The following is a 16793-nucleotide window of genomic DNA, read 5'->3' as shown; positions in this document are numbered from 1 at the left end:
TTAAAATATGAAACACTACAAATTATTATTGTTGTTATTATTAATTATGACACCTTGTATTTTAGTCTCTCAAAACGACACCATTGTGTTAAAAAATAATGACAAGCTGGTTGGCGAAATTAAATCTATGGATCGTGGCGTTGTAACTATTGAAACCGATTATAGTGATTCTGATTTTACCATCACCTGGATTGATATCATCAGTATTAAAAGTAAGCAAACCTATTTAATGACATTGTCTGATGGCACACGAATTAACAGCTCCATGTACACCAAGGAAGGTGATTCGGCAGTAGTTACATTAAAGGGCTACAACAATGAGACAGTTAGAATTAAGGATATAGTTTATATCAACCCTGTAAAGAAAAAATTCATATCTAGAATTGTCGCTTCGGTTTCATTTGGTTATAACATTACAAAAAGTAATAATTTAAGCCAACTCTCCATAAACAGTAACATCAGCTATACAGCCTATAAATGGAAACTGTATGGTAGTTATAATCAAGTGCGAAGCAATCAGGACAGTGTAGCAGCTACCGACCGTATGGATGCCTCTGCTGGTCTTAAATACTTTATGAAAAACGATTGGTTTTATTCACTTTCTGGAGACTTTTTGTCTAATGATGAACAGAAACTTCAATTGCGTTCTACCGTTAAAAGCGGTATGGGCAAATACGTCATTCACTCCAATAAAATGTATTTTGGGGGTGGATTTGGTCTAGCATTCAACAATGAAAAGTTTACAGATATTAATAATACCAATAGAAATTCGTTAGAAGCTTACCTAGGTTTGGCATTAGATATATTTGATGTAAAAGACTTCAACCTAAAAACTGATGCAACCCTATATCCCAGTTTAACTGAAGGCGGACGTTATAGGGTTGACTACAATCTAAACTTAAAGTATGATTTACCGCTTGACTTTTTTATAAAACTGGGCTTGACCTATAATTACGATAGCAAACCTGTTGAAGGTGCTTCGGTTTCAGATTATGTGTTTCAATCAACTTTTGGGTGGGAATTTAATTAAACTATTATGGCATTTTTTAACAAATCATCTCGGGCTTTAATATTTGGAGGGCTTTTTTTTATAATTCCTTTCTTTTTGGTTGTTGTTGCAGGAAAACAGCTTTTTGAAATTCTACATCCAATTGGTCAAAAAATAAGTCAACTGTTGGGTTTACATACCATTTTCGGAAAATCTTCTGTACTTATCGTAACCATACTTATTATTATACTTTTTTGCTATTTGGCAGGAATTCTTATTGAAAAAGGATTGGTAAAAAATTGGAGTGCAAGTTTAGAAAAAAAACTATTTATCATACTACCATCACTACAAATGTTCAAATTTAGAATTATAGGTGATAAGAGTAATGTTATAAATGAGATATGGCAAGCTGTTATCTTCAAAGAAGATACGTTTTACAGAATTGGTTTTATAACAGACAAAACAGATAATTATACCACAATTTATATTCCTGATGCCCCAAAAATTGATGCTGGCGAAGTTCGTTACATGCACAATCCAGAATTTGAATACCACCCTATTGATATGAAAACGGCTATGTCTGCCATTTACAATTTTGGCGAAGGGTTGGATATTGAAGCCATAAAAAAACAAACTAAAAATCATTAATTTGACTATCTCCAAAAAATAGTCGAGTTCCATTATTGTCAGTAAGGAAAGTTAATATCTTTAAGTAGTGAATTACCATTAAGAATAACTACGAATGCAAGTTAAAATAACCCTATGCTATAAAAAGAAAACCCTATTTGAAAAACAAATAGGGCTCTATCCATTACAGAAAAAAAAGACTATCTTTTCAATATCTTTATTCCTTTTGATATTCCATTATTGAAAGTTAGGTTTACAAAATACATACCTGCTTCCCAAGATTGCACATTAATATCTACTTCATTTGAGTTAACATTTATTTTTACAACTTCTTGTCCCAATGTATTAACAATTATTACACTCTGTATTTCTTTTTCACTTTTAAGTTTTAATTCGTTTTGAACAGGATTTATATACTGCAATGAAATTTCTGAATTAAAATCATAGATAGAAAGCGCAGGATCTGTAAAATTTTGCGCATAGACTTTCTCTCCTGTACCTTTATCTTCGGTAAAAACAGTAACTACCTGACCATTCACAGGTGTATTAAAATGAATTCTACCTTTGCTAGCAGCATATGTAGCTACAGGTTTAATTTCTTCTGTCCAAACAAAATCGCCGTTAGCATCTAAAAGACAAGCATTTAACGTTACAGGGGTCGCTCCATTATCAAAACCGCTTTTAATTAAAAATAAGGGCTGGTCATTTAGAAGTTGTAAAGCCCCTGCATGGGTATTACCTGTGCCAACAGCATAAACCTGTTTTGCAGTATCTGTAAATTGTCTTGTTCCAGTAACTTTATCAAATTTTTGAACATATTCCCCAGTGTCGCTTTGTGATGCATCGGTATAATTACAAATAGCCCAAACATAACTTGAACCTGGACTGATTGCTATTTGAGTATCTTTTTCATAATTGGTTTCATTAATATCAAAGTCCATTCCGTTTATTCCCCATGGCAAAGTTCCATCTGGATTAATTCTTTGAACAAAAGCATCAATTCTTGTGCTTGTTTTCGCAGGATACCCATAGTACACCACATCTCCATCTGTTGTTCCATTATAAATGGCATTGTATTGCGTTGTTTTATTTGATAATTGAGCTGGGTTTGACCAAATTGCATTACCATCAACATCAAATCGTTGAGCATACAAAGTTGAATTAACACCGCTTCCTAATTGATGATAAACCAATATATAATTCCCTGAAGAAATTTCATATAAATCTGCAGGTGCAGATGGAGCAACCGTAGATGACACTGTTGTCCAAACAGAATTACCACTACTATCATATTTTTGCATCGTTGCACTAAAAGTCGATGTGCTCAACCAAGCTACTATTGCATCGCCAGATGCCATTGGCAACACCTTAACTAATTGCGCACTTGGATTAGTTACAGTCCAAAGAACAGTGCCACTAGTATCAACTTTGTAAGCCCAACCTGACTCATTATCAGTACCTGTAACACCAACATAAAGGTTATCATTACCATCAATAGTTACTGTCCAAAAAGCAGTAAAGGTATTCATAGGTATTGTGTTACTTATAAGAGCTCCATCAGCCCCTAATTGTTGATTCCCAGAAGCATCAAGAAGTTGAACTCTTAATTCATAATTTGTTGGAGCCGCTACTTCTTTCCAAAACACTACATAAGTTTGGCCGTCTGAAGTGCCAATTGATTTAACGTCACCAGAATCTGAAGATGCGACTAAGGTATTTACAGCAGTATCAATATTCCATTGTGCATGAGATACAAATCCAATTAAAATGGCAATGTATAGTGTAAATTTTTTCATAACTACTGAGTTTTTTGATTAGCATTAGTTTTGACTTTTTTTATTATCTTTTTTAACACCTTCTTTTTCATCTTGGATTCTTCTAAAAGTTCTTCTAAAGATTTTGAAGAGTTTTTCGGTAATATAGTCATTTTTTATATTATAAAAATCTGTTATTAGTTCTTAAGTATTCTTACTGTTTCTGTAACATTATCAATTGTTACTTTAACAAAGTAAGTTCCTGTTTGTAAAGCAGACATGTTAACCTCTGTACCAGTAGAATTAGGAACAGTACGTAATACTTCTTGACCTAACATATTGTAAATAGAAAGGCTTTCAATATCTTTTTGTGCTTTTAAAACTAAGCTATTAGTAACCGGGTTTGGATAGTAAGTAAAAGTGAGACCAGTATCTAAATCTGTAGTAGACAAAGTAGCATTTACATTTACTGTATAATCTTCAGTTTCACCTCTAGGAGTAGTTGCAGAACCATAAGAACATGGAGCATCATCACCTGGATTAAGATCATTCCAATCTAACATTACACGCATTCTATAATCTCCATCCGCAGTACCAGTAGGAACAGTAACTGAACCTGTAAAAGGCCCATCTCCATAACTAGTAGTACTATATGAAACTTCAGAAACATCAAAACTAAAATCGTTATTCCAATCTACCCATACTGCACAACCAACTGTACCACCAACAATTTCAATACTAAAATCAAACGTCCCCTCTGAAGCTTGACTAACAATCATTGCGGTATTATCTGCATAACTACCAACAGTGTAACCAGATGCTAAATTAGAAATATTCACACCTCCATTAGTGGTGCTAAAGTTATCTATATAAGTATCAGCACTTGTTCCCACAGGAATACAATAACCTGTAAAGAAACTAAATGGACCAATCCAAACACTTGTATCTCCTCCTCCACAATCAGCTTGAACATAAAAATCATAAGCTGTATCTGCTGTGAGTTCTGTTTTTGTAAATGGATTTGTAACTCCTGTATCTGTTGCTGTTCCTGTAGGTGTTGCACCTGCAGTTACAACTTCAACATTCCATGATGTTTCTGAAGCACCTGCTGTCCATCCTAATTCTGCCGATGTAGTTGTTAGAACAGTAGCTGTAAGATCTGATGGTTCTAAACAACTAGGTATAGCTTCCCAAATAATATCATCAATATATGTATTATCAAAGCTTCCAGAAGGAACCATTTTAAATGCTATATATGTATCTGTACCTGCATACGTATCAAAGTTTACAGAATATTCCATAAAAGTTGAGGTTGAAGTTATAGTTTCAAATGCTGTAAATGTAGTAGCATCTGTAGGATCTGTTATAGTACCTACAATAATATCATTATTATCATTATCTCTAGCAGAAAATTTCACTCTATTTAGTGTTATGTCTCCACTTAACTCTGGTGAAACTAATATTAATTCTGCAGCGATGTCACTTGAATTGAAAAAACGAACAGAATTACTTGGTGATGAAGATGCAGCAGTACTAGTAGCTACAGATGCAGCTGCAGTGGCAGCATTTTCAATTTTAGACCAGCAATTTGGTAATTCTGGAGTTGAAGCACTATCAAAATTTTCTGTAAAAGCTCCAAATGGATTACAAAGCGTTGAAAACGCAAATGGTCCTGACCATATACTTGTTTCACTTCCACAATCTGCTTGTACATAAAATTCATAATCTGTACTAGCCATTAAACCAGATCTTGAAAACGGATTAGAAACTCCAGTATCTGTTGCTGTTCCTGTTGGAGCTGTACCTGCGGTAACAAGCTCTACATTATACATAGTTGCAGTTCCTGTTTCTGTCCAACTTAACTCTGCAGAATTAACAGTAATAGTTGTAGCTGCAAGTGCTATTGGTTCTGGACAAGAAGGTGGAGTTCTAACTATAAAATTATCTAAATGAAAATCAATATCAATAGCAGTAGTACCTGTATTTTCAGCTGCATAGAAAGCAAACTGAACATTACTTCCGGTTAATGCAGAAATATCTACAATAACAGTATCTCCTGATGCTGAAGGTGTATTAGCTTGATTCCACAATTGTAAAGTTGTCCAATTAGTTCCATCTAATGAATACACCAAACGTACTTCATCATCCACATCAAACGTATCATTTGTGGTTGTTGCATTATAATCTGTAAGTGCAACATCAACCAATAATTCATAACCACCAGCTGAAAGATCAAACATTGGAGATAGAAGCCATTCTATATCATCATTATTATAAATATTTACATTCACCGCACCAAATCCAGATGCACTAGAATGTGCAAATTCTTCAGCTGCCCATAAACTTGATCCAAAAGTAGCTGGTCCTGTAGTTAAATCTCCATCAGCAGCCTCTGACCAGCAAGGATTTAAATATGTAGTGAAATCCTCAACGTAGTCTGGTGTTTCTGTAGCACAAAGCGTTGTTGCTGTAAAAGGCCCAACCCATTCACTTAAATCTCCACCACAATCGGCTTGATAATATATAAAATACTCTGTTGAAGGCATTAGACCCATTGCTAAATATGTTGCTGTAGGACTAGCTGTAGCTGTTGAACCAGCAGCACCTGTACCTGGTGCAAAATCTGCACCTGCATTCCATTCTAAATTCCATGCAGTTTCTGTATTTCCTGCAGTCCAAGATAGATCTGCAGAACTTGATGTTACATTCGACGCAGTCATTCCAGATGGATCTGGACAAGCAGGAGCTGGATTAATCGTTACTACAATATTTGTCCAATTTGCTGGTGAATTATACGTTCTTGATAGCCCTAAATCAAGTAATCCATTTACTGAAGGATCATATATACCTGCCAATGATCCAGAAAACGTTAAAGTTGTCGCTGTTGAAGAATTAGCACCTCCAGAAGTTGGTGCCATTGCCATAGTGGTTCCAGCTGAAGTTGTTACAGCTAATCGTGCTTCACTAGACCAAGCGTCGCCTGTGGCTATAGACCAATCGGCTGTTACAGTAAATGAATTATACAATCCAGCAGTTGCTCCAGCTCCATTTGCAACATCATTTACATTTACAGTTACTGTTGTTGTGTTATCTGGAACAGTATAAACACCAGCATCAGCAGGAAAAGAATATTGTGCTAATGCACTAAAGCTAAATCCTAAAATTGTAAAAAATAGAAAAGTAATTTTTTTCATAAAAATATAAGTTTTGGTTAATTAATAAAGTGTTATCTAATACTTGCTTTTTTTAAACTTTGAATCTTTAGAAGCTCTTCTAAAGATTTAGAAGCATTTTTGGGTTTTACAGACATTTATTATCCCATTAAATCTTTTGATATCACAAACATAAGATATCACCATACCTATTGATAAAAATTTAGGCACCCAAAAACACTCCAACCAATTAAAATCACCCAATAAAAACCACTCAATAAAATGTAATTAATTGATTTTTAAGAATTTAATTAATATAGAGACCTGATTACTGTAAACTATTCATGTAATTAGATAGATTTACCTTTTCTTTAGTAAGATTTAATTTTTTACGAAGTCGTGTTCTTGCATTTTCAACTGATTTAAAAGATTGACCTGTGATGAGAGCAATTTCCTTGGAAGTTAGGTCTAAATAAAGAAGAGAACACAATCGTCTATCTTTAGGTGTTAAATCTGGATGTTTTGCAATGAGTGCTTTGCAAAATGACTCATGAACTTGCTCGAAACTAATCTCGAACTCTTCCCAAACATTTGAACTCAAGTCACGTTGTAAGCTTTTTAAAATATAATCAATGGCTTGCTGTGTTTCTTTTTTAACTGCTTTTCGTTTTACTTGTTTTAAATCGTTCAAAATTCCGTTTATAATATCTGTCCTATGCATTTCTGCCATTGCTTTCCCTATGAGAGCCTTGTTTTTATTTTCCAAATTTTGACGTAACTCTTTTTGTTCTGCTTCTAGCAGCTTCTTCTCTAATTGGCTTTTAGATATCTTATCTCTATATTTAATCAATAGGATTATTAAAAACAAAATTCCTGTGACCAAACCCAATCCTATCATTATATAATTGGAACGTTTTTTATCCTCCTCAAGTTGACGTATTTGCTCTCTTACTTTGTATTCCTGTTGCAACTTTAACCGTTCAACGTTTACAGCTTTCTCCTCAACATTAAGACTATCTCTTATCTTATTGTATTGCTCAAAATAGTGAACAGCATTTTTATAATCATTTTTGCTCTTATAAGCTTGATACAATGTACTTGTGGCATCTTGATTACTAAAACTATAAAAATTGCCCTTATTCAAATCCATTGTTTTTCTAGAATAAACAATCGCTGAATCATGTTCTTCGGTTTTAGCGTAAAACATAGCAAGAGATTGATAAACAAACCCTTTTACTATATCATTATTGGAGTTATTGGCAACAGTCAATGCTTTATTAAAATTTTCTCTAGCTTTAGTCATATTGTCTTGATCGGTATAGCCTCTCCCCAAATTAGTATAGATATACCCCTTTAAAACCTCATTGTTCAAACGTTCTGAAATTTTTAGCGATTTATTAAAATAATATAAAGAAGAATCTACATGTCGCTCAAGATGAAGTGTTCCAATATTATTCAATATTTGTGCTAATCTCAACGTGTCATTGTTTTCCAGTTGATGCCTGTAAACATTCCTAAAATATTCTAAAGCTTTATCTTGATTTTTTAATTGAGCGTAGATGATGGCTAAATTATTTTCCAAAATTGACATTTCAGATTTATCACCTAGTTCTTTGTAAAGGCTGTAAGCTTTTTGATAGTATTCTGATGTAATATCCAAAACATCTTTAGAGTAGAAAATATCTCCAAAAGCAACATATATTGATGCTAACTCCAAGGTAGGATTTTCAGTATTTTCAGCTTCTGTTTCAGCCAATTCCAAATACGATATGGCCTTGTCCCAATCTTCATTAGACAATTCAGAAGCAATACGCTTACTTAATGAAACTTTACCTTCTGGATTGATTACAAAGTTTAAACTGTCTATCAGAATCTCAACAGACTCCTGACCATAACAGAAACTAGAAACAACTATTAAAATTAAACTTAAATATCTCATTGAATAAAATATTTTAGAAAGGTAAAATATTTTTCAAGAATAACATACTACGAGAAAGTGTATATTCATCGTATTGGCAAATATTGGGTCTCATTTGGAAGATCACCACCGAATCATATTACGCTTATTTTTTTTACATATTAGTTACAAATATATTCATTTTGCCATACATCCTAATGATAACAAAACCTAACAATTACTTTCCGTATCTTTAACAGGTAAACTTCTAACCCATCAGTCATGTTAAAGCAAACAATACTCGGCGCATTCTTAAGTTTGGCGCTTATAGGCTGCCACCAACAAACAAAAACCACAGAGGCAGAAACTCCTGTTGAAACTCAAAAATTAACTGATAAAACCATTGTCGATCTTTCATATGAATACTCCAAAGAAACCGTGTATTGGGTAACCGCTAAAGAGTTTGAACTCGATACTGTTTTTGCTGGTGACACGGACAAAGGGTTTTACTATTCAGCCAATAACTTTTCCACTGCCGAGCATGGTGGCACGCATATAGATGCACCTATTCACTTTTCAAAAACAGGGCAAACCGTCGAAGAAATTCCTTTAGAGCATTTAGTAGGCTCGGCCATAAAAATTGATGTGTCCAAAAACGCCAAGGACAATCCAGATTATTTGATTACCGTTGAAGATTTAACCAACTGGGAAAACCAAATAGGCCATCAAATTCCTAATGGCAGTATTGTGTTACTACAAACCGGTTTTGCCAAATACTATCCCAATAAAGAAAAATATTTGGGCACCACCGAGCGTGGCGACCATGCCATTGCTTTGCTCCATTTCCCGGGCTTGTCACCTGATGCTGCCCAATGGTTGGTTGACAACAGAAACATTAAAGGCATTGGCATCGACACACCCAGTATAGATTACGGCCAATCGCAATGGTTTAAAAGTCATGTTATACTGCTTTCTAAAAACATTCCAGCCTTTGAAAACCTTACCAATCTGAACCAATTGCCCAATGATGGTTTTGAGATTATTGCACTACCCATGAAAATAAAAGGTGGTACTGGCGCACCATTGCGCATCATTGCGTTATTGGATAATTAAAAAAACTCCCGATACTGCATAACCCGAAAATCAAAGGTGTTAAATTTTGGGTTTTTGACCTTTAGCTGTTTATACAAGGGTAATCGGCTAATAGAAATATTGGCAGCCCCAGAACCCGATGTTAAGGAAACTGTTTTAATTATACGTTTGTCATTTCCAGCCTTTCGACTGCTCTCAAGACAGGCCTGTCGAGAAATCTCATTAACTAAAGATTCTTCACTTCGTTCTGTATGACATAACTCAAACTGATGAATTCTAGGAACGGCGTTGTTTACCAATTCCAGTTTCAGGTCATAGCCCCGTAAATGCCTTCTAAAAAAATATTCAGGGCCATTTTTACTATTACCTCCTGTAAACAACAATGTACCAATATTGGGATATTGTTTTAAATAACCTATTAAGTCACGCAACACAATGTTTTTCATACCTAAATCGGAAGCATCAATCTTGTCACGTTCAGCTGATTCCACAATATCACAAACACCAATTTTATGCTCAATTAAAAATGCTTTGCGTTGGTCTATGGCTTCTTGCGAATTATCGTAACGTAAGTTTAAATTATGTATTTCATCAATAAACAACCACAAACTGTTGTAGTAACTACCGTAACAGAAATCCACATCCTTTTCTAGTAAATCGCCCGTAGAAAAACGCGGTGGTGGCAAGGTGCCAACAATTAACTTCGTCGTATCGTTTTGAATAAAAGGTTCGTATGGGTGTTTGTGTAGAAACATATTTACCATTCCTGCGCAGGCAGGAATCTATAGTACATTTAAATAAAATTCGTCAATTCGAGTGGATTTTTCGATTGAAATGAGAAAAATTTGTATCGAGAATCAAATTTCGTATTTTATAAAGGTTAAAAATAAGTGTAATTAAATAAAATTCCCACTTTAGTGGGCAGTAAAACATGGGAAAAGGCGATAAAAAAACAAAACGAGGCAAAATCCATAGAGGCACTTACGGTGTCAGACGACCACGCATCAAGAAAAAAGTAAAACCTGAAGATAAAATCAATATCAACAAAAAGGCAAAGGCCTAACCTTATCTAATAAATACCAAATCGGTATCGGTTGACAGGCTTTCACTAAAACCATAGCCCTCGTAATTAAATCCTTTAATGTCATCCAATGTTTTGGCATTGGTATCAATCACATAACGCGTCATGTAGCCTCGTGCTAACTTTGCGAAGGTCATGATGGTTTTGTACTCACCATTCTTTAAATCTTTAAAATTAGCTGTAACCACAGGTACTTTTAACGCTTTGGTGTCTATGGCTTTAAAATATTCATTACTGGCCAAATTTAAAAATAACTCACCATCTTCCAATTCAGCATTCAAAGCTTGGGTGACTTTCTTTTTCCAGAATTCATAAAGGTTTTTATTTTTTCCAACAGGAAATTTTGTTCCCATTTCCAAACGGTAAGGCATAATTAAATCCAATGGTTTTAAAACGCCATACAATCCTGAAATGATACGGACCGTATCCTGAAGTTTATCCAACTGCTTTGTTGAAATTGTATATGCGTCCAACCCTCTATACACATCACCGCTAAAGGCGTAAACCGCTTGCCTGGCATTATCTTTTGTAAATGGTAACTCCCACTCTTGAATACGCTCATAGTTAAGCTGACCTAAATTATCAGATATGCTCATAAGTTTGGACAAACTTTTAGCTGATTTCTTTTTAAGCAGTTTATTTAAACGTTTTGCTTCAGACAAAAAGCAAGCTTCGGTAGTTTTTGAAGTTGGCAATTTACTTTCATAATCTAAAGACTTGGCTGGCGATAATACTAATTTCATTGACATAAAGATTTGTCTCAAATTTACAATTACCTATAGAAAATATCAACCTTCATGGGTTTTTGTTTCTATGAAATTATAAATAAAATTTATTCGTTGGATTGGTGCTTGGAATACTGGCGCCATTTTTCAATACAAGTCCGCATATCTTGTGGTATTTCAGAATCAAATCGCATAATCTTACCTGTTTTGGGATGCTCAAACCCCAGTGTTTTGGCATGTAGTGCTTGCCGTGGCAAAACCTTAAAACAGTTCTCTACAAACTGTTTGTACTTGGTGAATGTGGTTCCCTTTAGAATTTTTTCGCCACCATAACGCTCATCGTTAAATAAGGTATGCCCAACGTGTTTCATATGCACGCGTATCTGGTGCGTACGTCCGGTTTCTAACTTACAGGAAACCAACGTGACATAACCTAGTCGCTCCAAAACCTTGTAGTGTGTTACGGCAGGTTTTCCTTTGTCGGCATCATCACCTTCGTAAACCGTATTTTGTAATCTATTTTTTGGATGTCTTCCAATGTTGCCTTCTATAGTGCCTTCATCTTCCTCTACATTGCCCCAAACCAAAGCAACATATTCGCGCTCACTGGTTTTATCAAAAAACTGCTTGGCCAAATGGGTCATGGCTTCTTCATTTTTTGCAATCACCAATAAGCCACTGGTATCCTTATCAATGCGGTGTACCAAACCAGGTCTGTTACTGGAGTTATTAGGTAAATTATCAAAATGATAAATCAAGGCATTAATTAAAGTTCCTGAATAATTGCCATGTCCTGGATGCACAACCATACCAGCTTCTTTATTAACAACTAACAAATCATCATCTTCATAAACAATATCAAGTGGTAAATTTTCAGGAGTCAGCAAATACTCATAAGGCGGGTGTTCAAAAAGTACACGGATTTTATCAAATGGCTTAACCTTATAATTCGATTTTACAGGCGAATCGTTCACATAGATATTGCCATTTTTGGCAGCAGCTTGAATTTTATTACGCGTGGCGTTTTCAATAAAATTCATGAGATATTTATCTATACGAAGCGGTTGCTGGCCTTTTTCGGCCGTAAAAGCATAATGCTCATACAAGTCATCATCTTCCTGTTGATTTTCTGGTGTGTAATCGTCCATAGTTAATCTGAAGATGGCCTATTACCATTACCTAAAACCAAATCAATTTTTGAAGTTTTAGGCAACATATCACCAGCTTTAATTTCTTGACCATCGTACATCATTTTTATAACCACATCAATAGCAATATTATCAATATAAGTTAGCTTTCCTACTTCAAAACCCAGCGCCTCCAAAGTCGGTTTAGCCTGTCTTAAAGTACGCTCCTTTAATTCTGGAATCATGACTTTTCGATAACCTGATGGGTTAAGGGTCAAGTATATTTTTCGATTTTCTTTTACCTGCTTACCAGCAATAGGATCTTGTTCTATAACAGAGAACTTGGGGTAATCTGGATTAAAATTTGACGAATCTAAAATTTCCATGGCTAAATTGTTCTTATCCAATTCAATTTTTGCTACCTTAACAGACTTACCCTTTAAGTCAGGAACCGTTTCAAACTCACCATGATTGGTAGATATATTTAACCATTTTAACATAATGAATGCTATAACTACTATAGCCACCAATGCCAATACCAACTGCTTTAAAAATACTTTACTTTTTAGAAATCCTATTAAACTCATGCATGATTGTTTCTGAAACAAATATATAAAAACAGAACTGTTTTTACTTTCGATTTTTTAGTGATATTTTAGCTTAACTAATAATAGATACGTTTTATTGTTCGTTTTAGATTTTATAGACAGAATTAATCAATTTGATTTCCTTTTAAACGGAAAATAGACATGAAAAAAAAGATTGGAATAATAATGGGTGGCTACTCTAGCGAATACGAGATTTCGCTTAAAAGCGGCCAAGTGGTTTATGAAACCTTAAATCCTGATAAATTTGAAGCTTACAGGCTCCATATATTTGAAGACAAATGGGTTTATGTTAATGATGATAAACAAGAATTTCCAATCGATAAAAATGATTTTTCCATAACTGTTAAGGGCGTAAAAATTACTTTTGACTGCGTCTTCAATGCCATACATGGTTCTCCTGGTGAAGATGGCTACATGCAATCGTATCTTGAGCTCTTAAAAATTCCACACACCAGTTGTGGCATGTATCAAGCGGCCTTAACGTTTAATAAACGTGATTGTTTGAGTGTTCTAAAACCTTATGGAATCAAAACAGCCGAGAGCTATTATTTAAATTTGGGCGACCCAATTGATGAAAACGCTATTATCAACAAAGTGGGCTTACCCTGTTTTGTAAAAGCTAATAAAGCTGGTAGCAGTTTTGGCATTACCAAAGTCTATAAACAAGAAGAGCTTAATCAAGCCATTCAACATGCCTATAAAGAAGATGATGAAATCATTATTGAATCGTTTTTAGATGGCATTGAAGTTTCCATTGGAGTTATTAAATACAAAGGCGAAGTGATTGTTTTGCCTATAACCGAAATAGTAAGCGATAATGATTTTTTTGATTACAAAGCCAAATATTTGGGTGAATCACAAGAAATTACACCTGCAAGAATTTCTGAAACAGATGCCAACAACGTTCGTAAAGTTGCCAAGCAGGTTTATGAAATTTTAAAAATGGATGGGTTTTCCAGAAGTGAATATATTTTTAAGAATGGTAAACCGCATCTTTTGGAAGTCAATACAGTTCCAGGTCTTACAAAGGCTAGTATTTTACCACAACAAGCTGCCGCCGCTGGAATAAATCTAGCTGAATTATTTGAAAATGCCATTGAAGAGGCTTTGAAATAAAAATCGTAATTTTAGAACATGAAACGAGCCATTTTCCCAGGATCATTTGACCCCATTACTTTAGGACATTACGATATTATAAAACGTGCTGTAAAGCTTTTTGATGAGGTGATTGTCGCTATTGGTATAAACGCAGAAAAAAAATACATGTTTTCGTTAGAAGAACGCATGCAATTTATAAAAGATGCATTTGCCAATGAGGCAAAAGTGACAGTGGTTTCTTATGAAGGCTTAACTGTTGACTTCTGCAAAAAAAATAATGTCAAATTCATTTTACGTGGTTTACGCAATCCTGCTGATTTTGAATTTGAAAAGGCTATTGCACACACCAATCGGGATTTAGCACCCATAGAAACCGTTTTCTTGCTAACTGCTGCCAACACATCTTACATTTCATCTTCAATTGTTCGTGATGTTATTAGAAACCATGGTGATTACACCAAATTGGTTCCAAATAGTGTTCGTGTAAAATAAATTGTCATGAAACCCATTAGTCTCTTTTCACTGTTAATTATCATACTATTTTTTAGTTGCAAAAAAGAGCAACCCAAAACGTTGGATAAATCACAAGTTGTTAATGAAATTGAAACCATGTTTGATGAGTATCACGAAGCTATCAAACAAAATGGTTTACCTGCGGAATTTGATTATTTGGATAATTCCGATGATTTTTTCTGGGTACCACCGGGTTACAAATCGACTATAAAGTATGACTCTATCAAAGCTATTCTTGTTCAGAACAATAAAAGCATACAATCCATTTCTTTTGAATTTGAAAGGTTAGAAATTTTTCCTTTATCATCAAAAATTGCTAATTATTCGGGAATTGTAAAAGGCCAAATGGTTGATACAGCCAATGTTCAATCCAACTTCAAAATCATTGAATCAGGCACACTTATTAAACGCACTGATGGCTGGAAATTATTAAACGGACAATCTCGGAATTTGGATTAGAATTTATATTCTGAAAGTGGTTTCGGAAACTCTTCCGGGTTGGCAGCCAAATGATAGCGTGGATCGTCAATATCTTCAATAATAACTTCTCTGAATTTAGGACTCGCCTTATACAATAAGATTTTACAGTCTTCACTTAAGTGTTTCAGCTTAATGATTTTACCTTCGGCTTCATATTTTTCAACCAAATTAAAAATAGCTTCCAAAGCCGAATGGTCACTTACTCGTGATTCCACAAAATCTATTTCAACATTTTCAGGATCGTTTTTAACATCAAACTTTTCATTAAATGCTTTTATCGAACCAAAGAATAACGGCCCCCAAATTTCATAAACTTTAGTGCCATCTTCCTTAAAACGTTTACGTGCACGGATACGTTTGGCATTTTCCCAAGAGAATACCAAGGCACTTACAATAACACCCGCAATAACGGCAATGGCTAAATCGAATAAAACGGTTAATCCAGAAACCAAAATCAAGACAAACAAATCAGATTTTGGAATCTTATTCATAATTCTGAAACTAGACCATGCAAAGGTTCCAATGACTACCATAAACATGACACCTACCAAGGCAGCAATAGGCACTTGTTCGATTAAACCAGAAGCAAATAAAATAAACATCAATAATGCAAGAGCCGCTACAACACCCGATAGTCTTGTACGACCACCTCCTTTAATATTGATAATAGATTGCCCAATCATAGCACAACCTCCCATACCACCAAAAAGACCAGTTACAATATTGGCACCACCTTGTGCCAAACATTCCCGATTGGTATTCCCTCGGGTTTCGGTCAATTCATCAATTAAGTTCAAGGTCATTAAAGATTCTATCAATCCAATTGCAGCTAAAATCAAAGCATAAGGGCCAATAAATTTAAGCGTTTGCCAAGTGAATGGCACTTTGTTAAAGATATCAAATTGAAACTGTGGCAAACCACCTTTTAGGCCTTCTCCACCACCTTCACGAATAAAGCTTCCAACGGTTGCCACATCCAAATTTCCAAAAATCACAATGGCTGAAACAACTAAAATAGCCAGCAAAGCTTCAGGTAATTTTTTAGTCAGTTTTGGTAAACCAAACATAATTCCCATGGTTAATGCTACCAGTCCAATCATAGTCCATAATTCGATTCCAGATAACCAAACTTCTTTACCTCCTTCAACAGTCATAAACATACCCAACTGCGACAAGAAAATCACAATAGCCAAACCATTGACAAAACCCATCATTACGGGATGTGGAATTAATCGTACAAATTTCCCGAGTTTAAAAACACCGGCTAGCATTTGTATGATTCCCATAAGAATAACCGTTGCAAACAAATAATACAATCCAAGCTGTTCACCAGCTGCTCCCATGGCATTCCCTTCAGCTACCAAACTTACCATAACAACTGCCAAAGCTCCTGTGGCACCACTAATCATGCCAGGACGGCCACCAAAAATAGAGGTAATCAACCCAATCATAAAAGCTGCATATAACCCAACCAAAGGATCTACGCCTGCTACAAAAGCAAATGCAACGGCTTCCGGGACTAAAGCCAATGCAACGGTTAAACCTGATAAAATATCATTTTTAGCATTAGCTGCTCGTCTTCTAATAAACTCTGTCATGATGGTCGTTTTACAAGCTGCAAAAATACGGTTAATCTCAAGAAGCACAAGTT

The 16793-nt window shown here is 34.9% G+C and carries 15 protein-coding genes; 7 read left to right on the top strand and 8 right to left on the bottom strand.

Annotated elements, in window-relative coordinates:
• The first annotated feature begins 7 nt into the window (after window positions 1-7).
• On the top strand, window positions 8-1030 hold the full coding sequence (locus K7G76_RS08380; RefSeq protein ID WP_223033759.1) for a DUF481 domain-containing protein: 1023 nt from the start codon (window positions 8-10) through the stop codon (window positions 1028-1030).
• A gap of 6 nt (window positions 1031-1036) precedes the next feature.
• Window positions 1037-1636 carry a hypothetical protein gene (locus tag K7G76_RS08375; protein WP_223033758.1) on the top strand — a complete coding sequence of 200 codons (600 nt, stop codon included), beginning with the start codon at window positions 1037-1039 and terminating at the stop codon, window positions 1634-1636.
• 179 nt (window positions 1637-1815) lie between these two features.
• Here the strand turns inward: K7G76_RS08375 and K7G76_RS08370 are convergent, their stop codons facing one another.
• The 3 genes from K7G76_RS08370 to K7G76_RS08360 all read right to left on the bottom strand — a co-directional run bounded on the left by K7G76_RS08370 (window position 1816) and on the right by K7G76_RS08360 (window position 8460).
• Entirely contained in the window at window positions 1816-3411 is a 1596-nt protein-coding gene (locus tag K7G76_RS08370) for a T9SS type A sorting domain-containing protein (protein ID WP_223033757.1), read from the bottom strand.
• A gap of 155 nt (window positions 3412-3566) precedes the next feature.
• Entirely contained in the window at window positions 3567-6563 is a 2997-nt protein-coding gene (locus tag K7G76_RS08365; protein ID WP_223033756.1) for a fibronectin type III domain-containing protein, read from the bottom strand.
• Window positions 6564-6849: 286 nt separating this feature from the next.
• The gene (locus K7G76_RS08360) at window positions 6850-8460 is read right to left on the bottom strand and encodes a tetratricopeptide repeat protein (RefSeq protein ID WP_223033755.1); all 1611 of its coding nucleotides are present in this window, start codon (window positions 8458-8460) and stop codon (window positions 6850-6852) included.
• Window positions 8461-8700: 240 nt separating this feature from the next.
• On the opposite strand from K7G76_RS08360, the gene K7G76_RS08355 reads away from it, so the two are divergent.
• Entirely contained in the window at window positions 8701-9531 is an 831-nt protein-coding gene (locus tag K7G76_RS08355) for a cyclase family protein (RefSeq protein WP_223033754.1), read from the top strand.
• On the opposite strand, the gene K7G76_RS08350 is transcribed toward K7G76_RS08355, so the two are convergent.
• Window positions 9528-10265 (bottom strand): uracil-DNA glycosylase family protein, encoded by a 738-nt coding sequence (locus K7G76_RS08350; RefSeq protein ID WP_223033753.1) that lies wholly within the window; start codon window positions 10263-10265, stop codon window positions 9528-9530. The two genes, K7G76_RS08355 and K7G76_RS08350, sit on opposite strands and share 4 nt — an antisense overlap.
• Before the next feature lie 176 nt (window positions 10266-10441).
• On the opposite strand from K7G76_RS08350, the gene K7G76_RS08345 reads away from it, so the two are divergent.
• Window positions 10442-10573 carry a 30S ribosomal protein THX gene (locus K7G76_RS08345; RefSeq protein WP_223033752.1) on the top strand — a complete coding sequence of 44 codons (132 nt, stop codon included), beginning with the start codon at window positions 10442-10444 and terminating at the stop codon, window positions 10571-10573.
• 2 nt (window positions 10574-10575) lie between these two features.
• On the opposite strand, the gene yaaA is transcribed toward K7G76_RS08345, so the two are convergent.
• From yaaA to K7G76_RS08330, 3 genes are all read right to left on the bottom strand, one after another.
• Complete coding sequence (gene yaaA, locus K7G76_RS08340) at window positions 10576-11334, bottom strand: peroxide stress protein YaaA (protein WP_223033751.1); 759 nt, start codon at window positions 11332-11334, stop codon at window positions 10576-10578.
• Between the two features lie 89 nt (window positions 11335-11423).
• Window positions 11424-12464, bottom strand: coding sequence for an RluA family pseudouridine synthase (locus K7G76_RS08335; protein WP_223033750.1), 1041 nt, complete (start codon window positions 12462-12464; stop codon window positions 11424-11426).
• A 2-nt stretch (window positions 12465-12466) separates the two neighbouring features.
• A complete protein-coding gene (locus tag K7G76_RS08330) occupies window positions 12467-13030 on the bottom strand; it encodes a PASTA domain-containing protein (protein WP_223033749.1) in 564 nt (187 codons plus the stop codon).
• Between the two features lie 162 nt (window positions 13031-13192).
• Between K7G76_RS08330 and K7G76_RS08325 the strand changes: the two genes are divergently transcribed.
• The 3 genes from K7G76_RS08325 to K7G76_RS08315 are packed head-to-tail and all read left to right on the top strand — an operon-like array spanning window position 13193 to window position 15121.
• Window positions 13193-14167, top strand: a complete 975-nt coding sequence (locus K7G76_RS08325; protein WP_223033748.1) for a D-alanine--D-alanine ligase — start codon at window positions 13193-13195, stop codon at window positions 14165-14167.
• Between the two features lie 18 nt (window positions 14168-14185).
• Window positions 14186-14641: a pantetheine-phosphate adenylyltransferase gene (coaD, locus tag K7G76_RS08320; RefSeq protein WP_223033747.1), complete on the top strand. Its 456-nt coding sequence runs from the start codon at window positions 14186-14188 to the stop codon at window positions 14639-14641.
• A gap of 6 nt (window positions 14642-14647) precedes the next feature.
• Complete coding sequence (locus K7G76_RS08315; protein ID WP_223033746.1) at window positions 14648-15121, top strand: nuclear transport factor 2 family protein; 474 nt, start codon at window positions 14648-14650, stop codon at window positions 15119-15121.
• Here K7G76_RS08315 and K7G76_RS08310 read toward each other — a convergent pair.
• Window positions 15118-16740: a SulP family inorganic anion transporter gene (locus K7G76_RS08310; protein WP_223033745.1), complete on the bottom strand. Its 1623-nt coding sequence runs from the start codon at window positions 16738-16740 to the stop codon at window positions 15118-15120. The two genes, K7G76_RS08315 and K7G76_RS08310, sit on opposite strands and share 4 nt — an antisense overlap.
• Window positions 16741-16793: the final 53 nt, after the last annotated feature.

Origin of the sequence: Hanstruepera marina (assembly GCF_019880635.1) — a bacterium.
In the GTDB taxonomy this organism is placed as follows: domain Bacteria; phylum Bacteroidota; class Bacteroidia; order Flavobacteriales; family Flavobacteriaceae; genus Hanstruepera; species Hanstruepera marina.
Note: the sequence above shows the minus strand (reverse complement) of the source record. Positions and strands in the feature narration are given on the sequence as shown.